Raw genomic sequence first — 21,788 nt, 5'->3', positions numbered from 1 at the left:
GCACATCGCGCCCCTATCCCCCACCTGGAGAACGCATGATCGATCTCGCCACCGCCCAGCAATTCCTGATGACCCGCGGCCTCGACTTCGGCCTCAACCTCCTCGCCGCAATCGTCCTGTGGTTCATCGGCCGCTGGGCGATCCGCATCGGTACCCGCCTGCTCGGCAAGGTCGTCCGCCGCAGCGGCAAGGTCGACCCGACGCTCACCGACTACCTGACCTCCGTCGTCGGCGTGCTGCTGACGATCCTGCTGATCCTCGCGATCCTGCAGATCTTCGGCGTGCAGACCACCTCGTTCGCCGCGCTGCTCGCCGGCCTCGGCCTCGCAATCGGCACGGCCTGGGGCGGCCTGCTCGCGCATTTCGCCGCGGGCGTGTTCATGCAGGTGCTGCGCCCGTTCAAGATCGGCGACGTGATCAACGCGGGTGGCGTCACGGGCACCGTGAAGGAGCTCGGCCTGTTCGGCACGACGATCGTCACCCCCGACAACATCGTCACGATCGTCGGCAACAACAAGATCTTCTCGGACAACATCGCCAACTACAGCGCGACGTCGTACCGTCGTGTCGACCTGACCGCGAAGATCGCGAACGGTGTCGATGCGGTCGACGCGATCAACCGCCTGAAGTCGTCGATCCAGCAGATCCCGAACGTGCTGACCAGCCCGGCGCCGGACGTCGGCGTGCTGCAGTTCACGCCGGAAGGCCCGTTGCTGTTCGTGCGCCCGTCCACGGCGCCCGAAAACTACTGGCAGGTGTACTGCGACACCAACCGCGTGATCCTCGAGACGTTCCGCGACGCGCAATACCCGACGCCCGAAACGCCCGTCTCGCATCGCACCGCGTAACGGCATTCACGGACGAAAAAAAAGCGTGGCACTCGCCACGCTTTTTTATTGCCCCGAAGCGACGGTAACGCGCGCGCTCAGCGCCCGCCCGTCTTCTGCGCGTTGTCCGACTGCTTCCCGCGCACCAGCTTCCACACCGCGCCGAGCGCGACCGGCACGATCGCCGCGCCGATCCCGACCAGCACGATCACGTTCAGGTACTGGCGGATGAACGGGATGTTGCCGAAGAAATAGCCCAGCAGCACGAGCAGCAGCACCCAGACCAGCGCACCGATCACGTTGAAGAGCTGGAAGCGCGCGGCGCTCATCGACGACGCACCCGCGACGAACGGCGCGAACGTGCGCACGACCGGGATGAAGCGCGCGAGCACGATCGTCTTGCCGCCATGCTTGTCGTAGAACGAATGGGTCTTCTGCAGCGCGGCGCGATCGAGGAAGCGCTCGAGCACCGGGATATGCGTATTGAACACCTTCGGGCCGACCCAGCGGCCGATCAGGTAGTTCACGGTGTTGCCGGTAATCGCCGCGACGAGCAGCAGTACGATCAGCGCGCCGACGTTCATTTCGCCCGTCGCCGCAAACGCGCCGCCGATGAACAGCAGCGAATCGCCCGGCAGGAACGGAAACACGACGAGCCCCGTCTCGCAGAACACGATCAGGAACAGCACGAGATAGACCCACGCGCCGTACTGCCGGATGAAATCGCCGAGGAAGGCGTCGATATGCAGGACAAGGTTGACGAAATGAAGCAGCGTATCCAAATGCGATTCCTCGAAGGCGATAGGGCCGGAACGGCCGGAAAAGGCCAGAGATGGCGGAGGCGCCCGCCAGCCAAGGCGGCGCGCGCAATGGAGTCATGATACCGAAACTACCTTAAGGCTCCGTGAAAAAACGTAACGGCGGGCCACCCCGGCACGCATCCGCCGCCTCGCTATAATTCGGCCATGTCCGATATCACCGAAACGGCCGCGGGCGCCACGCCCGCCCCCGCTCCGCGCCCGCTGCGCGCGATCCAGCCCCTGCCCGACCAGCTGATCAGCCAGATCGCCGCCGGCGAGGTCGTCGAACGCCCGGCGTCGGTCGTCAAGGAGCTGCTCGAGAACGCGATGGATGCCGGCGCGACGACACTGCGCATCGTGCTGGAAGAAGGCGGCGTGAAGCGCATCTCGATCACCGACGACGGTTGCGGGATTCCGCCCGACGAGCTGGCGCTCGCGCTGATGCGCCATGCGACCAGCAAGATCCGCTCGCTCGAGGAGCTCGAGGCGGTCGCGACGCTCGGGTTCCGCGGCGAAGCGCTCGCGTCGATCGCGTCGGTCGCCGAGATGTCGATCACGAGCCGGACGGCCGATGCCGCGCATGCGATGAAGATCGATGCGCAGACCGGCGTGCTGTCGCCCGCCGCCGGCTCGACCGGCACGACGATCGAAGTGCGCGAGCTGTACTTCAACACCCCTGCGCGGCGCAAGTTCCTGAAGAGCGAGCAGACCGAATTCGGCCACTGCCTGGAAATGATCCGCCGCGCGGCGCTCGCGCGGCCGGACGTCGCGATCTCGGTGCTGCACAACGGCAAGGCCGTCGAGCACTGGAATGCGACCGAGCCCGCGCAGCGCGTCGCGAAGATCCTCGGCGACAGCTTCGCGACCGCGCACCTGCCGCTCGACGAACAGGCCGGACCGCTGGCCGTCTACGGCTGCGCCGGGCTGCCGACCGCGAGCCGCGGGCGCGCCGACCAGCAGTATTTCTTCGTCAACGGCCGCTTCGTGCGCGACAAGCTGCTGACGCACGCGGTGCGCGCAGCCTACGAGGACGTGCTGCACGGCGACCGCTACCCGTCGTACGTGCTGTTCCTCGACCTGCCGCCCGAAGCCGTCGACGTGAACGTGCATCCGTCGAAGATCGAGGTGCGCTTCCGTGATTCGCGCTCGATCCACCAGTACGTGTTCCATGCGGTCCAGCGCGCGCTCGCGCGCCACGCGGGCGCGTCGCCGGAAATCACGGCAGGCGGCCATGCCGCGCATCTCGAACCCGCGCCGCGCGGGCCATCGTCGTTCCTGGACACGCCGCTCGGCCAGAGCCAGGGCCACCCGACCGGCAGCACCGGTGGCTTCGGCGGTAGCGGCTTCTCGCCGCCGTCGTCCTCGTCGTCCGGCAACACCTGGATGCGCCAGGCGCGCATGACGCAGGGCACGCTGCCCGTCGCGCAGCCGCTCGCGCTCTACGATGCGCTGTTCGGCCGCAAGGACAGCGGTGCCGGCACGCCGGACGGCACGACGACCCTCGCCCGCGATTCGGCCGGCGCGCCGGTCGCGCCGCTGCCGGGCTTCGCCGCAGCGCCGCTCGCCGCCACCGCGCACGACGAGCAGCCGCTCGGCTTCGCGCTCGGCCAGATCCACGGCATCTACGTACTCGCGCAGAACGCGTACGGCCTCGTGATCGTCGACATGCATGCGGCACACGAGCGGATCCTGTACGAGCAGTTCAAGAACGCGCTCGCCGACCGCACGGTCGCCGTGCAGTCGCTGCTGCTGCCCGTGTCGATGACGGCCACGCCGGTCGAGATCGGCACGGTCGAGGAAGAACGCGACACGCTCGAATCGCTCGGCTTCGACCTCGCGGTGCTGTCGCCGACGACGCTCGCGATCCGCGCGGTGCCGGCGCTGCTGAAAGACGCCGACCTGCAGTCGCTCGCGCGCGCGGTGCTCGCCGACCTGCACGCGTTCGGCGGCTCGCGCGTGCTCACCGAGCGCCAGCACGAACTGCTCGGCACGCTCGCCTGCCATCACGCGGTGCGCGCGAACCGGCGCCTGACGCTGGACGAGATGAACGCGCTGCTGCGCCAGATGGAGGCGACCGAGCGCGCGGACCAGTGCAATCACGGCCGGCCGACCTGGTATCAGCTCACGCTGAACGATCTCGACCGCCTGTTCATGCGCGGCCAATGAGCGCTTCACCGCAGTCCTCTCCGACGACGATCGCCTGCCTGCTCGGCCCCACCGCGTCGGGCAAGACGGCCGCGGCGCTGGCGCTCGCCGCGCACCGCCCGATCGAGATCGTCAGCGTCGATTCGGCGCTCGTCTACCGCGACATGGATATCGGCACCGCGAAACCGTCGCGCGACGAGCGCGCGAGCGTGCCGCATCACCTGATCGACATCATCGATCCGGCCGACGCGTATTCGGCCGCGGAATTCCGTGCGGACGCGCTGCGCCTGATCGGCGAGATCATCGCGCGCGGCCGCACGCCGCTGCTCGCGGGCGGCACGATGCTGTACTACAAGGCGCTGACGCAGGGGCTCAACGACCTGCCCGGCGCCGATCCGGACGTGCGCGCGAAGCTCGACGCCGACGCCGCGCGCGACGGCTGGCCCGCGCTGCACGCGCGGCTCGCACAGGTCGATCCCGACACGGCCGCGCGGCTCGCGCCGAACGATTCGCAGCGGATCCAGCGTGCGCTCGAAATCTTCACGCTGAGCGGGCAGCCGATGTCGGCGCTGCTTGCCGCGCCGCGCCGCACGGACGATGCGGCCGCCGCTTACCGCTTCGTGCCGGTCGCGCTCGAACCGTCGGATCGCGCGGTACTGCACGCACGGATCGCGCAGCGCTTCGACGCGATGCTCGACGCCGGCTTCATCGACGAAGTCGAACGGCTGCGCCGTCGCGACGATCTCCATCCCGACCTGCCGTCGATGCGCTGCGTCGGCTACCGGCAGGCATGGGAATTCCTCGACGGCGAGACCGACTACCGGACGATGCGCGACAAGGGCGTCTTCGCGACGCGCCAGCTCTGCAAGCGCCAGATCACGTGGCTGCGTGCGATGCCGGAGCGGATCGTCGTCGATTGCATCGCGCCGGATTCGACGGCCCGCGCGCTCGACGCGCTCGAACGCGTACTCGACGGCAGCACGCCGGGTAACTGAACGCGTCAGCCCGCCCGACGCGCCGCCAGGCGCGCACGGGCGCCGTCGACGATCCACGCGATGCCGCGCTCGAACGCTTCGTCGCCGCTGCGCTCGCGCAGCGCGTTCCAGCCCTTTGCGAGCAGCGGATACTCGGCCGCGTCCGGCAACGGCGCCTCGGCGTCGCCGTCCGGCTCCGCCTGCTCCTCCAGCACCCATCCGACCACGAAGCGGCCGATCGCGTACATCACGTCGACCGCCTCGTCCGGCGTGAAACCCGCGTCGCCGAGCAGCGCGACCTTGCGCTCGATCGAGCTGAAATGCAGCGCGCGCGGCCGCGTGCCGGCATGCAGGCGCGCGCCGTCCCGGTAGGCCAGCAGTGCGTGACGGAAACTGCGCGCGTTGCCGGCGAGCCACGCATCCCATGCTTCGCCCGGCTGCGGCGGCGACGCGTCGTGGCGCTCGAGCATGATCGCCTCGGCCATCGCGTCGAGCAGTTCGCCCTTGTTCCTGAAATGCCAGTAAAGCGTCGGCGACTGCACGCCGAGCCGCTCGGCCAGCCGCCGCGTCGACAGCCCATCGATCCCCACTTCATCCAGCAATTCGAGCGCCGCGCGCAATACCGTGTCGCGCGTCAGCCGCGCCCCTGTGTCCTTCATCTCTATCACCGATAGGGAAACTATGGAATAATCACCACTCTATCATCGATAGAGTTACCTTCTTGAATCCGTCCCTGATTGCCATTCTGGCCACGGTCCTGCTCGACGCGATCGGCGTCGGGATCGTGATGCCGATCCTGCCCGGGCTGCTGCGCTCGCTCGCCGGCGCGGGCAGCACCGACACCCACTACGGGGTCCTGCTCGCGCTGTACGCGTTCGCGCAATTCCTGTGCGCCCCGCTGCTCGGCGCGCTGAGCGACCGTTTCGGCCGCCGCCCCGTGCTGCTCGCGTCGCTTGCGGGCGCGGCGCTCGACTACCTGCTGATGGCGCTCGCGCCGACGCTCGCCTGGCTCTACGTCGGGCGGCTGGTCGCGGGCATCACCGGCGCGAACGTCGCGGTCGCGACCGCGTACGTGACCGACGTGACGGCCGAACCCGACCGCGCCCGGCGCTTCGGCCAGCTCGGCGCGATGATGGGCATCGGCTTCATCGCGGGCCCGCTGATCGGCGGGCTGCTCGGTGCGCTGCACCTGCGTGCGCCGTTCGTCGCGGCCGCGCTGCTCAATGCGCTCAATCTCGTGCTCGTGTGGCGCGCGCTGCCGGAGTCGCGCCCGCGTTCGGCTCGCGACGGCCATGCGGCCAGCTCGCTCAACCCGTTCGCGAGCCTGCGCCGGCTGAGCGGCGCACCCGCGCTCGTGCCGCTGGTCGGCATCTACGTGATCGTGGCGCTCGTATCGCAAGCGCCCGCGACGCTGTGGATCCTGTACGGCCAGGAACATTTCGGCTGGTCGACGCCGGTCGCAGGGCTGTCGCTCGCCGGCTACGGCGCGTGCCACGCGCTTGCGCAGGCATTCGCGATCGGGCCGCTGATCGCGCGGCTCGGCGAGCGCCGCGCGCTCGCGCTGGGCCTCGCGGGCGATGCACTCGGGCTCGCGGTGATCGCGTTCGCGACCGCCGCATGGGTGCCGTTCACGCTGCTGCCGCTGTTCGCGGCCGGCGGCATGACGCTGCCGGCGTTGCAGGCGATGCTCGCGCGGCAGGTCGACGATGCGCGCCAGGGCGAACTGCAAGGCATGCTGGCGAGCGTGACCAGCCTGATCGGCGTCGCAGGGCCGCTGGTCGTCACCGCAACCTACGCGGCGACGCGCACGACGTGGCCGGGGCTCGTCTGGGCCGCGGCGGCGCTGCTGTACCTGCTGGTGCCGCCATTGCTGGCCGGCACGCGCCCGGCAAACGCGCCGCGGCCGTCCGCATGAGCATCGGCGGGTGCCCCGCCACCCGTGCCGCCGCGTTCAATGCACGAGCGTCACGAGATTCGCATCGCGCACGAGTTGCCAGCGGCCGTCGGCCTTGCGGAAGATCGTCAGCGTATGGCCCGAGCGGCGGATCGTGTCGCCGCCCGGCGGCGTCGCCTCGATCTCGATGAAATTGCGCATGTACGCCCAGTCGCCGAGCACGCGCAGCTCGTCGATCCGGTAACGGCCGTCGACCTTCGGCGCATGCTCGGCGCCTGCGTTCGCGTCACGCGACGCGGCCGCGAACGCTGCCTTGTCGAACGGCGGCTTGCCGGCCACCATGAAGATCGCGTCGTCGGCGATCAGGTCAAGCACGGTCGCCAGATCGCCGCGCCGGCTCGACACGAACCAGTTGTCCACGAGCGCGCGGATCGCGTGTTCGTCTTCGGTCATCGTCGTCCCTCCTTCATCGGCGCGCGTCCGTACTGCACGCGCACCCGAAAAAAAAGGTTCATCGAGGATTACCGGGGAACGCGGCGCGGATCTTGAGGAAGAAATATTCCTCGTCGCGGTACCCGTAGGCCCTGCGTTTGATGACCTTGATGGTGTTGTTGATGCCTTCGACGACGCTGGTATTGAGCGGATGGCGGCAGCGGGCGAGGATTCCGTGCCAGTAACTCTGCAGACGCTGCGCAAACAGTTGCAGCGCGGCAATCCCGCTTTGCCGTGCTTGCTCGATCCATTGCTCCCAGGCTTTTTGCGCCCAAGCTGGCTTCTGGTAGAACCAGAGCCGCTTGAGTTCGTCCCGTAGCACGTAGACGCACAGCAACGGCTGATTGGCGGCCAGCAGTTCCTTCAGATGCACGGCCTGTTCCTGCTTCAGGTTGCGACGGTTGCGCAGCAGCAGCCAGCGACTGGACTTCAGAACCTTCCGGGCCGGCCGGTCGTGGCGCAACTGATTGGCCTGATCAACGCGCACCCGATCGATGACCTCGCGCCCGTACTTGGCGACGACGTGGAACAGGTCGTAGACCACCTCGGCTTGTGGACACTGCGCCTTGATCTCCAACTCGTAGGCCGTGGTCATGTCGATCGCGACCGCTTCGATGCGCTCGGCGACGCCCGCGGGAAGTTGTTCGAAGAAGGCCCTGGCCGTCTCGCGAGAGCGCCCCTGTCCGATCCAGAGCACTTGCCGGCCGATCGGATCGACCACCACCGTGGCGTAGCGATGGCCTTTATGTAGCGCGAACTCGTCCATCGCCAGATAGCGGATCGTTGACCAGTCCGGCTCGGCCACGCGTGCGCGCAAGCGCATCTTGTCGATCGATTTGACCGTATGCCAGCCCAGGTCGTAGAAGGCCGCTACCGCTTGCACGCTGGCCGCTTGCAGCAGCTTCTCGCAGGCCTTGGCGAATCGCTCCGTCACCCGCTGGTAGCGTCCCAGCCAGTCCAGCTTCTCCAGCCTCGGCCCGCCGCAGCGTTCGCACCAGACCCGGCGACGAGGCACATGCAACACCACCCGGTACTCGAACAGCGGCAGATCGCGCACCCGACGAACCGTCGTCTCGTGGATTTGCTGGCAACGCGCTCCGCATTGCTCGCAGTACATGACCTTGCTGACCGGCTTCAAGTACAGCGACAGCGTGCGGCTATCGCCCTGCGGCCACTCCACCCGCTCCAGCCGATAGCCTGTCCAGCAACCCAGTGCCTGAAGTGCCTTGCGATCGAGCAATTCTGCCTCCTGACCTCCATAAAGTCAGGCGTCAGGTTACGCAATCGCTCTTCAAGGCTCCACGGTTTCCTGCGATGAACCAAAAAAAAGCCGCCCGGATCGACTCCGGGCGGCTTTCCTTGCTGCATCTGCTGCTGCGGTCAGACTACGACCGTCTGCGCCTCGCCTTCGCGGGTCGCACGCACGGTGCCGATCTTCCACACCTGTTCGCCGGCGGCGGTCAGGTCGGCGATCGCTGCGTCCGCATCGGCCGCCGAGACGATCACGGCCATGCCGATGCCGCAGTTGAACACGCGGTGCATTTCGGCATCGGCGACGCCGCCGTGCTCCTGCAGCCACTTGAACAGCGGCGGCAGCGGCCATGCGTTCTGGTCGAGCTCGGCGGTGAGGCCTTCGCGCAGCACGCGCGGGATGTTCTCGACGAGACCGCCGCCCGTGATGTGGGCCATGCCCTTCACCGACAGCTTCTGCATCAGCGCGAGCAGCGGCTTCACGTAGATACGGGTCGGCGCCATCAGCGCGTCGGCCAGCGAGCGGCCATGGAAATCGGCCGACAGGTCCGGGTTCGCGCGCTCGATGATCTTGCGCACGAGCGAGAAGCCGTTCGAGTGGATGCCGCTCGACGCAAGGCCCAGCACCACGTCGCCTTCGGCGATCGTGCTGCCGTCGATGATCTTGCTCTTCTCGACCACACCGACCGCGAAGCCGGCCAGGTCGTACTCGCCGTCCGGGTACATGCCCGGCATTTCGGCCGTTTCACCGCCGATCAGCGCGCAGCCCGACAGTTCGCAACCCTGCGCGATGCCCTTGACGACCGTGGCGGCCGTGTCGACGTCGAGCTTGCCGCACGCGAAGTAGTCGAGGAAGAACAGCGGCTCGGCGCCCTGCACGAGGATGTCGTTCACGCTCATCGCGACCAGATCCTGGCCGACCGTGTCGTGTTTGTTCAGATGAAACGCCAGCTTGAGCTTGGTGCCCACGCCGTCGGTGCCCGACACGAGCACCGGCTCGTTGTACTTCTTCGGCACTTCGAACAGCGCGCCGAACCCGCCGATGCCGCCGAGCACGCCGTCGCGCAGGGTTTTCTTCGCAAAAGGCTTGATCTTGTCGATGAGCGCGTCGCCCGCGTCGATGTCGACACCTGCGTCGCGATAGGACAGACCCTGAGCGTCAGGAGCGGATTTCGGAGGATTCATGGGGGAATGCGAGAAGGTCGGTAAAATGCGATTTTACCCGAAGCCGGCCCGTTGGCCGGAATTCCCAGCACCGAATCGTCAGGGATTGCATCTTGGTCAACACGTCCCCGTTTTCAACGCCGAGCGAACCGCGCCGAAACCCGCGCGGCGCCGTGCGTGCGGCCGCGCGTGAAGCCCATGGAACCGCAGCCCCCGGCGCGTGCCCGGCGTACGGCGCGCGTATTTTCAACCGACCTGCATTGTGACTGTTGTGTCCCGTCAACTGACGCTCGATCTCGGCACGCCGCCGCCCGCCACGTTCGACAACTTCATCATGAACGAGGAGAACGACGAGCTCATCTCGCGCCTGCAGAAGCTCGACCTCGCGCTCGCGGCGGGCCCCGTGCCGGACCGGTCGTTCTACATCTGGGGCGAGCCCGGCAGCGGCCGCACCCACCTGCTGCAGGCGCTCGTGAGCGACGCGTCGTACGGCTACGCGCGCTACCTGACGCCGCAGAGCCCGCTCGGCGCGTTCACGTTCGATCCGCGCATCGGCATCTACGCGATCGACGACTGCGACCGGATGAGCGACACGCAGCAGGTCGCGCTGTTCAACCTGTTCAACGAAGTGCGTGCGCACCCGTCGAGCGCGTTCGTCGCGGCGGGCCCCGCAGCGCCGCTCGCGCTCGACGTGCGCGAGGATCTCCGCACGCGCCTCGGCTGGGGGCTCGTGTTCCACCTGTCGCCGCCGTCCGACGCCGGCAAGATCGCGGTGCTCAAGCTCGCCGCGAAAGAGCGCGGGATCGCGCTCACCGACGACATCGCCGCCTATTTGCTGACCCATTTCCGCCGCGACATGCCGAGCCTGATGGCCTTGCTCGACGCGCTCGACCGCTTTTCGCTCGAGCAGAAACGCGCCGTCACGCTGCCGCTGCTGCGCCGGATGCTCGCGCGTCCCGGCGACGACATCACACCACCGGGCACGGGCCCGAACCGCTTCGAGTAAAATGCGCTTCCATGACTAATCTGGCACTCTTTGACCTCGATCACACGCTGATCCCGACCGATAGCGACCACGAATGGGGCCGCTTCATGGTGAAGCTCGGCATCGTCGACGCGGAAAGCTTCTCGCGTCAGAACGATCAGTTCTTCGCCGACTACAAGGCCGGCAAGCTCGACATCCACGCGTACCTCACGGCAATGCTCACGCCGCTCGCGAAGTATTCGCGCGCGCAGCTCGCCGAATGGCACGAGCAGTACATGCACGAGGTGATCCGGCCCGCGATGACGCCCGCCGCGCTCGAACTGGTGCGCAAGCACCTCGATGCGGGCGACCTGTGCTGCGTCGTGACCGCAACCAACGAATTCATCACGCGCCCGATCGCGACCGCGTTCGGCGTCGATACGCTGATCGCGTGCGAGGTCGAGACGACCGACGGGCACCCCGATTCACCGTATACGGGCCGACCGACCGGCACGCCGAGCTACCGCGAAGGCAAGATCGTGCGGACCGAAGCGTGGCTCGCGTCGCTCGGCAAGCACTGGGACGACTTCGCGCACAGCTACTTCTACAGCGACTCGCACAACGACATCCCGCTGCTCGAGAAAGTCACCGACCCGATCGCGACCAACCCTGACGACACGCTGCGTGCGCATGCAAGCACCCGCGGCTGGCGTATCCTCGATCTCTTCTGAACGTCGTGATCAAAAAATTCATCCGCAAGCTGCTCGGCCAGGACGAAAGCGAGCAAACCTCTCCCGCAGCGGCCCCGGCCGACGAAGCGGCCCCTGCTGCCCCGCGCGCGCCGAAGGGCACCCGTGGCGGTGGCGCGAAAAAGCCGCGCAGCAACCATGAGCCGACCGTCGTGCCGGCCAGCGTGCACGGCATCAATCCGGCGCTGATCTCGAAGAACGCGGTGCGCGTGACCGACACGCTGCAGCAGGCGGGCTTTCGCGCGTTCATCGTCGGCGGCGCCGTGCGCGACCTGCTGCTCGGCATCGCGCCGAAGGACTTCGACGTCGCGACCGACGCGACGCCGACCGAAGTCCAGCGCCTGTTCCGCCGCGCGCGCCTGATCGGCCGCCGCTTCCAGATCGTCCACGTGCAGTTCGGCCAGGAACTGATCGAGGTGTCGACGTTCCGCGCGCTGGTCGATGCGCCGCCCGAAGCGGCCGCCGCCGAGCCGCCCAAGCGCCTGAAGCGCGACGAACTCGATCGCCGCACGCACGCGGTCGACGCGAGCGGCCGCGTGCTGCGCGACAACGTGTGGGGCGAGCAGCATGAAGATGCCGCGCGCCGCGACTTCACGATCAACGCGATGTACTACGACCCGTCGACGCAGACGGTGCTCGATTACCACGACGGGATGGCCGACATGCGCGCCCGCCTGTTGCGGATGATCGGCGATCCGGCTACCCGCTTCCGCGAGGATCCGGTGCGGATGCTGCGCGTCGTGCGCTTCGCGGCGAAGCTCGGTTTCGAGATCGAGCCGCACACGCGCGAGCCGATCAACGCGCTCGCCGACCTGATCAACAACGTGCCGGCCGCACGCCTGTTCGACGAAATGCTGAAGCTGCTGCTGTCGGGCCACGCGCTCGCATGCCTGACGCGGCTGCGCAAGGAAGGCCTGCACCACGGGTTGCTGCCGCTCCTCGACGTCGTACTCGAACAGCCGCAGGGCGAGAAGTTCATCACGCTCGCGCTGAACAACACCGACGCGCGCGTGCGCGCCGGCAAGCCGGTGTCGCCGGGCTTCCTGTTCGCGACGCTGCTGTGGCACGACATGCGCCAGCGCTTCGAGCAATACACGGCCGAAGGCGAAATTCCGGTGCCGGCGCTCCATCGCGCGATGGACGACGTGCTCGACATGCAGACCGAGAAACTCGCGATCCACAAACGCTATTCGGCCGACATGCGCGAGATCTGGGGCCTGCAGTTGCGCCTCGAGAAACGCTCGGGCCGCAGCGCGATGCGGCTGCTGGAACACCAAAGGTTTAGAGCGGGGTATGATTTCCTCCTGTTACGCTGCGAATCCGGCGAGCTCGATGCGGAAGTCGGACAGTGGTGGACGGATTTCATCGAAGGCGACGCGGCTGCTCGCGAGGCATTGCTCACGCAGGGCGGCTCGAAGGAAAAATCGCCCCGCAAGCGGCGCCGCCGCGGCGGTGTGCGAAACCGCCAGCCGGGTGAAGGTGCCGCCGAGCAGGCACCGGATACCTCGGGCGGTTCCGACGACTGACGCGCTCGCCGGCGAACGACGTAGGAAGTGATGCCATGACGGTTGCATATATCGGACTGGGGGCGAATCTCGGCGATGCGCGCCAGACCCTGAAGGACGCGGTGGTGTGCCTTGCGCAGCAGCGCACCATCTCGATCCTCGGGAAATCGAGCCTGTATCGCACGGCGCCCTTCGAAGCGGGCGGCGACGACTATTACAACTGCGTCGTCAAGCTCGACACGACGCTGTCGGCCCGCGAGCTGCTCGCGCTCTGCCAGAAGATCGAACATCACTTCGGGCGCGAGCGCCCGTATCGCAATGCGCCGCGCACGCTCGACCTCGACATCCTGCTGTTCGGCGCCGATTCGATCGACGAACCCGACCTGATCGTCCCGCACCCGCGCCTCACCGACCGTGCGTTTGCGCTCGTGCCGCTCGTCGAGATCGAGCCGGCGCTCGACATTCCCGCGCGCGGCCGTGCCGACGCCTTCCTCGCCGCCGTGGCAGACCAGCGCGTCGAGAAGGTGCAAACCTGCCAGTGCCTGATGCAGAAGGCACTCGCTGCCGGCGAAGACGCCGACAAGACCCGCTGCCGATGAACTCGACTCCGCTGACTGTCACCGCGCCCGACCTGCGCGCCCCGCACCGCTATCTCGTGATCGAAGGCCCAATCGGCGTCGGCAAGACGACGCTCGCGCGCCTGCTCGCCGAGCGCTGGTCGATGCAGACGCTGCTCGAACGCCCGCAGGACAACCCGTTCCTCGAACGCTTCTATCGCGACACCGCGCGCTACGCGCTGCCCGTGCAGCTGTCGTTCGCGCTGCAGCGCGCGCAGCAGGCGCGCGAGCTGATCGGCGCGCTCGAAACGGGCCGCCCCGTCATCGCCGATTTCATGCCGCAGAAGAACGACATCTTCGCGCGGCTGAACCTGCCGGAAGACGAATGGCAGCTGTATCGCTCGGTCGCGACGCACGTCGACGTGCCGCAGGCGCCGTCGCCCGACCTCGTCGTCTATCTGCAGGCGAGCCCCGAAGTGCTGTTCTCGCGCATCCAGAAGCGCGGGCTGCCGATGGAGCTGCAGATCAGCGATGCGTACCTGCGCTCGCTCGTCGACGCGTACAACGAATTTTTCTACCACTACGACCGCACGCCGGTGCTGACGGTCGCCGCGGAACACCTGAACCCGCTGGACTCCCCCGAAGATCTCGCCCTGCTGGTCGAGCGCATCGAGACGATGCGCGGCCGCAAGGAATTCTTCGTCAAGGGCGAGACGACGCGCTGACGCGTCCCGCCTGTCGTTCTTCACCCATCGACCCGGATTTCCCATGACCTATCTCCAGGAATCGAGCCGGCCTGCCGTGACGGTGCCCAAGCTGCAGGCAATGCGCGACGCCGGCGAGAAGATCGCGATGCTCACCTGCTACGACGCGAGCTTTTCCGCGCTGCTCGATCGCGCGGGCACCGACGTGCTGCTGATCGGCGATTCGCTCGGCAACGTGCTGCAGGGCCACACGACCACGCTGCCCGTGTCGCTCGACGACATCGCCTATCACACGGCCTGCGTCGCACGCGCGCAGCCGCGCGCGCTGGTCGTCGCCGATCTGCCGTTCGGCACGTACGGCACGCCGGCCGAGGCGTTCGCGAACGCGGTCAAGCTGATGCGCACGGGCGCGCAGATGGTCAAGCTCGAAGGCGGCGAATGGCTCGCCGAAACGATCCGCTTCCTCGTCGAACGCTCGGTGCCCGTGTGCGCGCACGTCGGCCTCACGCCGCAATCGGTGCATGCGTTCGGCGGCTTCAAGGTGCAGGGCAAGACCGAAGCCGGCGCCGCGCAGCTGCTGCGCGACGCGCGCGCGGTCGAGGACGCGGGCGCGCAACTCGTCGTGCTCGAAGCCGTGCCGACGCTCGTCGCGTCCGAAGTCACGCACATGCTGAAGATTCCGACGATCGGCATCGGCGCGGGCGTCGACTGCTCGGGACAGGTGCTCGTGCTGCACGACATGCTCGGCGTGTTTCCCGGCAAGCGGCCGCGATTCGTGAAGGACTTCATGCAGGGCCAGCCGAACATACAGGCGGCCGTCGAAGCCTATGTGAGCGCGGTGAAGGACCGGTCGTTCCCCGGCCCCGAGCATTCGTTCTAATCCGGGCGACAGTGCCGTGGCGCGCTGGCGGCAAGCTGCGGCACACCGCGACTCGCACTGCCCCGATGGACAGCACATACTTTCTAACTCGTCCTATTTCTGCTCGCCTTCGTCGCTGAAACCATCCAGCCTTCGTCGATCGAAGGAGCGACAAAGATGGCTCACGTGCATGAGAAGGCGACTGAACTCGTCGGGCAAAAGCTCGCAGGCGACGGATAATGCGTCGCGCCGGTCAAAATTTACGCTTCCGTCGGCCCCACCGCCATCTGGCGCCCGGAGAAAAAAGCAAGCGGCGATCAGAGTCTCCGCGTTGGAACCGTCATTGCAACTTTCGAGAACGATCGCTACCCAAGCCGACCACACGGCAATCATGCAGCGTTCTATCTAGGCCAGGATGTCCGAGGTATCCACGTCGTTGAACAATGGCGTTCACTCAAGGCAATTCAGAGAAGAGGCATTCCGTTCAAAGGCAAGGACAAAAACGGCCGTTACATCGATCCGAGCAATAACGCCGATGCATTTTCGGTCGTGAAATGACGATGTTCATCCGCCCAACACCGAATCGGCTGCTCACCATCGCCGCGCTCGCATGCAGTCCGCTCACCGCGTTACCCGCGTCCGCGGCAACCACGGATTGCCCCACACGCATTGCCGTTACCCAGCAACTCGATGGTCAACCACCCGATGGCTGGAAAAACTTCGACACGCAAAACACCTATCCACTTGCCAGCGTCACCTTCTGGTCAGGGTCGCCGGATCGGATGATGTCGTTGCGGCCGAACCGCTCGCGTTCCGAGTCAAAAAGCGACATTCATATCTGGTCGCTTGCCGAAAACCGTGAAGACTACTGGGTTTCGTGCGACTACGGCAATACGAGCGTCGTAATCGCACGGCCACTGGGCAAACAGGCACAGACTTGCATCGCACGCTACAAAAGTGGGCACGCCATCGTACAAAGCTAGCAATGTACGCCGCAGAGGTAATCCGCGTTCAGGCCGGTGCGCAGCCGTGAATCAGCCGCGCTGCCAGCGGCCCGCGCAACGCATTGCAGATCATCAACTCATCCGCGTTCAGCACATCATCGAGCATCAGCGCGCGCTCTTTTGCGCCTAGTGTCGGATCGTCGAGCAGCACGCCGCGCATCACGCCTGGCAGCACGCCGGACGCGAGGGGCGGCGTCACCCACTGGCCGTCGAGCTTCACGAACAGGTTCGAGCGCCCGCCTTCCGTCACCTCGCCGCGCTCGTTGACGAACAGCATGTCGAAGCCGCCCAGCGCTTCCGCCGCCTGCCACGCGCGGTCATATTCGGCGCGGCGCGTGGTCTTGTGCAGCAGCAGCGCATCGCTCGCGCAGGTCGGTGCGAAACCGTGCGCGGACGCCAGCATCACGCCGACCGGCCCTGCCGGCAACGCCTTGAGCGGCGCCGCGACGATTTCGACCGTGCCGTCCTTCGCGAGCGCGAGCTTCATCCGGTAAGCATCGCCGCCGTCGAGCGCCGCGCAGCGCGCGTCGATCTCGCGGCGCAACGCGTCGGCGTCGAAGCGGAAGCCGAACGCATCCGCGCTGCGCTGCAGCCGGGCGAGATGGCGGTCGAGATGGCGAATACCGTCCGCACGCGTGGCGGCCGTCGTTTCGAACAGCTGGAAGCCGGGATCGGCGTCCGTCAGGAATCGTGCCTTCAATTCGCACTCCGCATATTCGTCGGCCGCGACGCTGTCGAGCACGATGCCCGCGCCAACGCCCATCGTGCCGCGACGGCGACCGGTGATTGGCGTTGCCGGATTGCGTGCTTCGGCGCCGGCACCGGTCGCACCTTCGCGGTCAGCACCGTCGCCCGCAGCATCGAGCGTCAACGTGCGGATCGCGACCGACAGGCAGAAGTCGCCACAACCGGCCAGGCGATCACCCGTCGCGTCGGAATCGGCGCCTTGCTTCACGGCGTCGAGCCAGCCGATCGCGCCCGTATAAAGCCCGCGCGGCGTCGACTCGATCGCATCGATCAGCTGCATCGTCTGGTACTTCGGCGCGCCCGTGATCGACCCACATGGAAACAGCGCGCGCAGCATCTGCGCGAACGTCGTGCCATCGCGCCAGCCGGCCTCGACCGTCGACGTCATCTGCCACACCGACGCATACGGTTCGACGGAGAACAGCGCCGGCACCTTGACGGTGCCGGTTCGCGCGATCCGCGACACGTCGTTGCGCAGCAGGTCGACGATCATCACGTTTTCCGCGCGGTTCTTCGGATCGTTCGCGAGGAACGCGGCAGCTGCCGCGTCGTCGCGCGGATCGGCCGACCGCGGCGCGGTGCCCTTCATCGGCCGCGCGCGCAGCACGTCGCCGTGCTTCTCGACGAACAGTTCCGGCGAACACGACACGACCCACGCGCCGCCGGGCAGCGCGATCAGCGCGCCGTACCGCACGGGCTGGCGCGCGCGCAGCCGCCGGTACAGCGCGAGCGGCGTGCCGAATACGTCGAAATTCAGCCGGTACGTGTAGTTGACCTGGTACGAATCGCCCGCGCGCAACGCGTCGTGCACCGCGGCGATCGCCGCGTCGAACGCGTCGCGCGATACACTTTTCGCGACATGCGCGACACCCGCGATCGACGGCGCGCCGCCGCCGTCCTGCTGCGCAAGCCACGCGTCGACTTCGTCGCGCGACAGGCGCTCGCAATGCGCATACAGCAAAAAGCGCAGCGGGGCATGGCCCGGCTGCGCTCGTTGCAGGTTGCGTCCGAATTCGTAATCGCCGACGACGACCGCGTGCAGCCCGTCGCGCAGGTCCTGCGCGACCGCCGCATCGATTTCGTCGAGCTGCGCCGGGTCCGTGCACACGCGTTCGTGCACGAAGCCCGAATACAAACGACTCGACCGCGCGGACGCGGTCGAGTCGCAATCGTCCAAGAGCGCGAACGACGCGCTCTCGTTGCCTTCAGTCATGCTTTACTCGAAGAAGCTCTTCACACGGTCAAACCAGCTCTTGCTCTGCGGGCTGTGACGCGCGCCGCCCTCGGCCAGCGATTTCTCGAACTGCTTGAGCAGGTCGCGCTGGTTGTCGGTCAGTTTCACGGGCGTCTCGACCTGCACGTGCACGTACAGATCGCCCGCGATGCTCGAACGCAGCCCCTTGATGCCCTTGCCGCGCAGGCGGAACGTCTTGCCCGACTGCGTGCCTTCCGGCACCGGGAACGATGCACGGCCGGCCAGCGTCGGCACTTCGATCTCGCCGCCGAGCGCGGCGGTCGTGAACGGGATCGGCATCTGGCAGTGAAGATCGTCGCCGTCGCGCTCGAACACCGAGTGCGGCTTGATGTGGATCTCGACGTACAGGTCGCCCGGCGGCCCGCCGTTGATGCCCGGCTCGCCGTTGCCGGCCGAGCGGATCCGCATCCCGTCGTCGATCCCGGCCGGGATCTTCACTTCGAGCGTCTTGGTTTCCTTCACCTTGCCCGACCCGTGGCAATGCACGCACGGCTCGGGAATGTAGGTGCCCGTGCCATGACACTTCGGGCAGGTCTGCTGGATGCTGAAGAAGCCCTGCGACATGCGCACCGTGCCCTGGCCATGACAGGTCGGGCAGGTTTCCGGCTTCGTGCCGGGCTTCGCGCCCGACCCGTGGCACACCTCGCACGATACCCAGCTCGGCACGCGGATCTGCGTGTCGTAGCCGTGCGCAGCTTGCTCGAGCGTGATTTCCATGCTGTAGCGCAGGTCGGCGCCGCGGTACACCTGCGGGCCGCCACGGCCGCCGCGCGCGGCGCCGCCCGCAGCCTGACCGAAGATGTCGCCGAAGATGTCGCCGAACGCATCCGCGAAGCCGCCGAAGCCCTGTGCACCCGCACCGCCCATGTTCGGATCGACGCCCGCGTGGCCGTACTGGTCGTACGCGGCCCGCTTCTGACCATCCGACAGCATTTCATAGGCTTCCTTCACCTCTTTGAAATGCTCTTCCGCATCCTTGTTGTCCGGATTGCGGTCAGGGTGATACTTCATCGCAAGCTTGCGATATGCCTTCTTGATTTCGTCGTCGCTCGCATTCTTCGCGACGCCCAGAACCTCGTAGTAATCCCGTTTCGCCATATCGATTCACTGTGCCGCCACGCATCGCGCACGCGGCGGCTCCTTTCGCCTGCAGTAAAGTCTCTCGACTCGTCTGGCGCTGCGCCGTCCGCGGACGGCTCGCGCAGCACCCGCCAAAAAACAAATGTGCCCGGAGGGCCGCGAAGCCCGCCAGGCGTGGAGTCGATCCGGCCATCCGGAAGGAAAGACAGACCGCTTTTCAGCCGCTGGTCAGTCGCGCCGCGCGCGTTTCCACGCGCGGCGTGCGGTGCCATTGCAACCCGGCTTAGTCCTTCTTCACTTCCTTGAACTCGGCGTCGACGACGTCGTCGGCAGCCTGCTGTGCGCCACCCGCGTGGGCCGCGCCTTCCGCTGCACCGGCCGCGCCAGCCGCACCTGCCTGCTGGGCCTGCATGTCGGCGTACATCTTCTCGCCGAGCTTCTGCGACACCTTGCCGAGTTCCTCGACCTTCGCGTCGATCGCCGCCTTGTCGGCCGACGTGTCCTTCAGCACTTCCTCGAGCGACTTCAGCGACGCTTCGATCGCTTCCTTCTCGCCCGCGTCCAGCTTGTCGCCGTACTCGGACAGCGCCTTCTTCGTGCTGTGGACCAGTGCATCGCCCTGGTTGCGCGAATCGGCCAGCTCGCGCAGCTTGTGGTCTTCCGCTGCGTTCGCTTCCGCGTCCTTGATCATCTGGTCGATTTCAGCTTCGGACAGGCCCGAGTTCGCCTTGATCGTGATCTTGTTTTCCTTGCCGGTCGCCTTGTCCTTCGCGCCGACGTGCAGGATGCCGTTCGCGTCGATGTCGAAGGTCACTTCGATCTGCGGCACGCCACGCGGTGCGGGCGGGATGCCTTCGAGGTTGAACTCGCCGAGCAGCTTGTTGCCCGCTGCCATTTCGCGCTCGCCCTGGAACACCTTGATCGTCACGGCGCCCTGGTTGTCGTCGGCCGTCGAGTACACCTGTGCGTGCTTCGTCGGGATCGTCGTGTTCTTGCTGATCATCTTCGTCATCACGCCGCCGAGCGTCTCGATACCGAGCGACAGCGGGGTCACGTCGAGCAGCAGCACGTCCTTGCGGTCGCCCGACAGGACCTGGCCCTGGATCGCCGCGCCGACTGCGACGGCTTCGTCCGGGTTCACGTCACGGCGCGGATCCTTGCCGAAGAACTCCTTCACCTTTTCCAGCACCTTCGGCATGCGCGTCTGGCCGCCGACCAGGATCACGTCGTCGATGTCCGACACCTTGACGCCGGCGTCCTTGATCGCGATGCGGCACGGTTCGATCGTGCGCTCGACGAGGTCTTCCACCAGCGCTTCCAGCTTCGCGCGGGTGATCTTCAGGTTCAAGTGCTTCGGGCCCGACGCGTCCGCCGTGATGTACGGCAGGTTGATTTCGGTCTGCTGGCTCGACGACAGCTCGATCTTCGCCTTTTCAGCGGCTTCCTTCAGGCGCTGCAGCGCGAGCACGTCCTTCGACAGGTCGACGCCCTGCTCCTTCTTGAACTCGCCGATGATGTAATCGATGATGCGCTGGTCGAAGTCTTCGCCGCCGAGGAACGTGTCGCCGTTGGTCGACAGCACTTCGAACTGCATTTCGCCGTCGACGTCCGCGATCTCGATGATCGACACGTCGAACGTACCGCCGCCGAGGTCATACACGGCGATCTTTCGATCGCCCTTCTCGACCTTGTCGAGACCGAACGCGAGCGCGGCTGCGGTCGGCTCGTTGATGATCCGCTTGACTTCGAGGCCTGCGATGCGGCCGGCGTCCTTGGTCGCCTGGCGCTGGCTGTCGTTGAAGTACGCCGGCACCGTGATCACGGCTTCCGTGACCGGCTCGCCGAGGTAGTCTTCGGCCGTCTTCTTCATCTTGCGCAGCACTTCCGCCGAAACCTGCGGCGGCGCGAGCTTTTCGCCGTGCGCTTCAACCCATGCGTCGCCGTTGTCGGCCTTGACGATGGTGTACGGCATCAGGCCGATGTCCTTCTGGACTTCCTTCTCTTCGAAGCGGCGGCCGATCAGGCGCTTCACCGCGAACAGCGTGTTCTTCGGGTTGGTCACCGACTGACGCTTGGCCGGCGCGCCGACGAGCACTTCGTTGTCGTCCATGTAGGCGATGATCGACGGCGTGGTGCGCGTGCCTTCCGAGTTCTCGATGACCTTGACCTGGTTGCCTTCCATGATGGCGACGCACGAGTTCGTGGTGCCGAGGTCAATACCGATGATCTTTCCCATTTTTCCTAATCTCCAGAAATGCTTGTTTGCTGCACGAAACCCCGCGCTTTTGGGCGGTTTCGCACGCCAGAATTCAACTCTGTTCCCGAAATGCGTCCGTCCGGTCCGTTTTCAAGACCCGACGAGCGATGCGGATATTAAATTTTTTCAATCGCCGCCGGCCAGCGGATCGCCGCCCGGCGGATCGCCGGCCGCCGCCGCGACCTTCGCCCGCGCCGCCGACACGGCCGCCTGGAACTGCGCGAGGCCATGCCAGCCCGTCGCGCGGCCCAGCCGCTTGCCGCGGTGGAAGAAGAACCACGTCGGCACGCCGTGCAGCCCGAAGCGGCGCCCCAGCTGATGGTGTTCGTACACGTTGCAATGGAACCACTTCAGATCCAGCGCGCGGATCGCGTCGGGCTGGGCGAGCATCGCCTTCTTCGCGATCTCGCAGTTGAAGCAGTCGACGCCCCAGAAGAACACCACCGCCAGCGCGTCGCCCGCGCCGCCGATGGCCGCGTCGAACGTGCCAGCGTCGAGCGCCTGCATGTCGAACGCGTCGAACGCGGCCGGATCGACGCCGGCGGGCACCATCCCGGCAG

General features: G+C 66.8%; 21 protein-coding genes. 12 read left to right on the top strand and 9 right to left on the bottom strand.

Going from position 1 to position 21,788, the window contains the following annotated elements:
* Window positions 1–35 precede the first annotated feature (35 nt).
* Window positions 36–848, top strand: coding sequence for a mechanosensitive ion channel family protein (locus OHZ10_RS03690; protein WP_059235980.1), 813 nt, complete (start codon window positions 36–38; stop codon window positions 846–848).
* A gap of 77 nt (window positions 849–925) precedes the next feature.
* Here OHZ10_RS03690 and OHZ10_RS03685 read toward each other — a convergent pair whose 3' ends face one another.
* A complete protein-coding gene (locus tag OHZ10_RS03685; protein ID WP_059235982.1) occupies window positions 926–1,609 on the bottom strand; it encodes a DedA family protein in 684 nt (227 codons plus the stop codon).
* A 183-nt stretch (window positions 1,610–1,792) separates the two neighbouring features.
* Here OHZ10_RS03685 and mutL point away from each other — a divergent pair, with 183 nt between their 5' ends.
* Both mutL and miaA read left to right on the top strand, forming a co-directional pair.
* Entirely contained in the window at window positions 1,793–3,793 is a 2,001-nt protein-coding gene (gene mutL / locus OHZ10_RS03680; RefSeq protein ID WP_342703653.1) for a DNA mismatch repair endonuclease MutL, read from the top strand.
* On the top strand, window positions 3,790–4,767 hold the full coding sequence (miaA, locus tag OHZ10_RS03675) for a tRNA (adenosine(37)-N6)-dimethylallyltransferase MiaA (RefSeq protein WP_059235986.1): 978 nt from the start codon (window positions 3,790–3,792) through the stop codon (window positions 4,765–4,767). Before mutL ends, miaA begins: the two co-directional genes overlap by 4 nt.
* A 5-nt stretch (window positions 4,768–4,772) precedes the next feature.
* On the opposite strand, the gene tetR is transcribed toward miaA, so the two are convergent.
* Window positions 4,773–5,405, bottom strand: a complete 633-nt coding sequence (gene tetR, locus OHZ10_RS03670; protein WP_174993222.1) for a tetracycline resistance transcriptional repressor TetR — start codon at window positions 5,403–5,405, stop codon at window positions 4,773–4,775.
* Window positions 5,406–5,467: 62 nt separating this feature from the next.
* Here tetR and tet point away from each other — a divergent pair, with 62 nt between their 5' ends.
* Window positions 5,468–6,661, top strand: a complete 1,194-nt coding sequence (gene tet / locus OHZ10_RS03665; RefSeq protein WP_342703652.1) for a Tet(A)/Tet(B)/Tet(C) family tetracycline efflux MFS transporter — start codon at window positions 5,468–5,470, stop codon at window positions 6,659–6,661.
* Between the two features lie 36 nt (window positions 6,662–6,697).
* Here the strand turns inward: tet and OHZ10_RS03660 are convergent, their stop codons facing one another.
* From OHZ10_RS03660 to purM, 3 genes are all read right to left on the bottom strand, one after another.
* Window positions 6,698–7,093, bottom strand: coding sequence for a YybH family protein (locus tag OHZ10_RS03660; protein ID WP_059235989.1), 396 nt, complete (start codon window positions 7,091–7,093; stop codon window positions 6,698–6,700).
* A gap of 58 nt (window positions 7,094–7,151) precedes the next feature.
* Entirely contained in the window at window positions 7,152–8,372 is a 1,221-nt protein-coding gene (locus tag OHZ10_RS03655; RefSeq protein ID WP_059233026.1) for an ISL3 family transposase, read from the bottom strand.
* A gap of 140 nt (window positions 8,373–8,512) precedes the next feature.
* Window positions 8,513–9,568, bottom strand: a complete 1,056-nt coding sequence (purM, locus tag OHZ10_RS03650) for a phosphoribosylformylglycinamidine cyclo-ligase (protein ID WP_342703650.1) — start codon at window positions 9,566–9,568, stop codon at window positions 8,513–8,515.
* A gap of 250 nt (window positions 9,569–9,818) precedes the next feature.
* On the opposite strand from purM, the gene hda reads away from it, so the two are divergent.
* From hda to OHZ10_RS03610, 8 genes are all read left to right on the top strand, one after another.
* Window positions 9,819–10,553, top strand: coding sequence for a DnaA regulatory inactivator Hda (gene hda / locus OHZ10_RS03645; protein WP_059235994.1), 735 nt, complete (start codon window positions 9,819–9,821; stop codon window positions 10,551–10,553).
* Between the two features lie 11 nt (window positions 10,554–10,564).
* Window positions 10,565–11,242, top strand: a complete 678-nt coding sequence (locus OHZ10_RS03640) for an HAD family hydrolase (RefSeq protein WP_034182802.1) — start codon at window positions 10,565–10,567, stop codon at window positions 11,240–11,242.
* 5 nt (window positions 11,243–11,247) lie between these two features.
* The gene (gene pcnB / locus OHZ10_RS03635; protein ID WP_059235996.1) at window positions 11,248–12,786 is read left to right on the top strand and encodes a polynucleotide adenylyltransferase PcnB; all 1,539 of its coding nucleotides are present in this window, start codon (window positions 11,248–11,250) and stop codon (window positions 12,784–12,786) included.
* A 35-nt stretch (window positions 12,787–12,821) separates the two neighbouring features.
* Window positions 12,822–13,364, top strand: a complete 543-nt coding sequence (folK, locus tag OHZ10_RS03630) for a 2-amino-4-hydroxy-6-hydroxymethyldihydropteridine diphosphokinase (protein WP_006476832.1) — start codon at window positions 12,822–12,824, stop codon at window positions 13,362–13,364.
* Window positions 13,361–14,047 carry a deoxynucleoside kinase gene (locus OHZ10_RS03625; RefSeq protein WP_059236000.1) on the top strand — a complete coding sequence of 229 codons (687 nt, stop codon included), beginning with the start codon at window positions 13,361–13,363 and terminating at the stop codon, window positions 14,045–14,047. Before folK ends, OHZ10_RS03625 begins: the two co-directional genes overlap by 4 nt.
* Before the next feature lie 43 nt (window positions 14,048–14,090).
* Window positions 14,091–14,906: a 3-methyl-2-oxobutanoate hydroxymethyltransferase gene (gene panB, locus OHZ10_RS03620; protein ID WP_256085585.1), complete on the top strand. Its 816-nt coding sequence runs from the start codon at window positions 14,091–14,093 to the stop codon at window positions 14,904–14,906.
* Window positions 14,907–15,143: 237 nt separating this feature from the next.
* A complete protein-coding gene (locus OHZ10_RS03615; RefSeq protein WP_196486606.1) occupies window positions 15,144–15,443 on the top strand; it encodes a BPSL0067 family protein in 300 nt (99 codons plus the stop codon).
* Window positions 15,440–15,868: an STY0301 family protein gene (locus OHZ10_RS03610; RefSeq protein WP_342703644.1), complete on the top strand. Its 429-nt coding sequence runs from the start codon at window positions 15,440–15,442 to the stop codon at window positions 15,866–15,868. The genes OHZ10_RS03615 and OHZ10_RS03610 overlap by 4 nt, the downstream gene beginning before the upstream one ends.
* Before the next feature lie 28 nt (window positions 15,869–15,896).
* On the opposite strand, the gene OHZ10_RS03605 is transcribed toward OHZ10_RS03610, so the two are convergent.
* The 4 genes from OHZ10_RS03605 to OHZ10_RS03590 form a co-directional block, all read right to left on the bottom strand.
* A complete protein-coding gene (locus tag OHZ10_RS03605) occupies window positions 15,897–17,849 on the bottom strand; it encodes a bifunctional anthranilate synthase component I family protein/class IV aminotransferase (RefSeq protein WP_342703643.1) in 1,953 nt (650 codons plus the stop codon).
* 3 nt (window positions 17,850–17,852) lie between these two features.
* Window positions 17,853–18,989: a molecular chaperone DnaJ gene (gene dnaJ / locus OHZ10_RS03600; RefSeq protein WP_043189531.1), complete on the bottom strand. Its 1,137-nt coding sequence runs from the start codon at window positions 18,987–18,989 to the stop codon at window positions 17,853–17,855.
* A gap of 265 nt (window positions 18,990–19,254) precedes the next feature.
* The gene (gene dnaK / locus OHZ10_RS03595) at window positions 19,255–21,207 is read right to left on the bottom strand and encodes a molecular chaperone DnaK (RefSeq protein ID WP_174993216.1); all 1,953 of its coding nucleotides are present in this window, start codon (window positions 21,205–21,207) and stop codon (window positions 19,255–19,257) included.
* A 147-nt stretch (window positions 21,208–21,354) separates the two neighbouring features.
* Window positions 21,355–21,780, bottom strand: a complete 426-nt coding sequence (locus tag OHZ10_RS03590; RefSeq protein ID WP_059236007.1) for a thioredoxin family protein — start codon at window positions 21,778–21,780, stop codon at window positions 21,355–21,357.
* Window positions 21,781–21,788 lie beyond the last annotated feature (8 nt).

Source organism: Burkholderia arboris (assembly GCF_038723655.1).
Taxonomy (GTDB): Bacteria; Pseudomonadota; Gammaproteobacteria; order Burkholderiales; family Burkholderiaceae; genus Burkholderia; species Burkholderia arboris.
This window is presented reverse-complemented; position numbering and strand designations above follow the sequence as displayed.

Coding starts and splice junctions, on each gene's coding strand:
- OHZ10_RS03690 (WP_059235980.1), top strand. CDS start 36: ATGATCGATCTCGCCACCGCCCAGCAATTCCTGATGACCCGCGGCCTC.
- mutL (WP_342703653.1), top strand. CDS start 1,793: ATGTCCGATATCACCGAAACGGCCGCGGGCGCCACGCCCGCCCCCGCT.
- miaA (WP_059235986.1), top strand. CDS start 3,790: ATGAGCGCTTCACCGCAGTCCTCTCCGACGACGATCGCCTGCCTGCTC.
- tetR (WP_174993222.1), bottom strand. CDS start 5,405: ATGAAGGACACAGGGGCGCGGCTGACGCGCGACACGGTATTGCGCGCG.
- OHZ10_RS03660 (WP_059235989.1), bottom strand. CDS start 7,093: ATGACCGAAGACGAACACGCGATCCGCGCGCTCGTGGACAACTGGTTC.
- purM (WP_342703650.1), bottom strand. CDS start 9,568: ATGAATCCTCCGAAATCCGCTCCTGACGCTCAGGGTCTGTCCTATCGC.
- OHZ10_RS03640 (WP_034182802.1), top strand. CDS start 10,565: ATGACTAATCTGGCACTCTTTGACCTCGATCACACGCTGATCCCGACC.
- folK (WP_006476832.1), top strand. CDS start 12,822: ATGACGGTTGCATATATCGGACTGGGGGCGAATCTCGGCGATGCGCGC.
- OHZ10_RS03625 (WP_059236000.1), top strand. CDS start 13,361: ATGAACTCGACTCCGCTGACTGTCACCGCGCCCGACCTGCGCGCCCCG.
- panB (WP_256085585.1), top strand. CDS start 14,091: ATGACCTATCTCCAGGAATCGAGCCGGCCTGCCGTGACGGTGCCCAAG.
- OHZ10_RS03610 (WP_342703644.1), top strand. CDS start 15,440: ATGACGATGTTCATCCGCCCAACACCGAATCGGCTGCTCACCATCGCC.
- OHZ10_RS03605 (WP_342703643.1), bottom strand. CDS start 17,849: ATGACTGAAGGCAACGAGAGCGCGTCGTTCGCGCTCTTGGACGATTGC.
- dnaJ (WP_043189531.1), bottom strand. CDS start 18,989: ATGGCGAAACGGGATTACTACGAGGTTCTGGGCGTCGCGAAGAATGCG.
- dnaK (WP_174993216.1), bottom strand. CDS start 21,207: ATGGGAAAGATCATCGGTATTGACCTCGGCACCACGAACTCGTGCGTC.
- OHZ10_RS03590 (WP_059236007.1), bottom strand. CDS start 21,780: ATGGTGCCCGCCGGCGTCGATCCGGCCGCGTTCGACGCGTTCGACATG.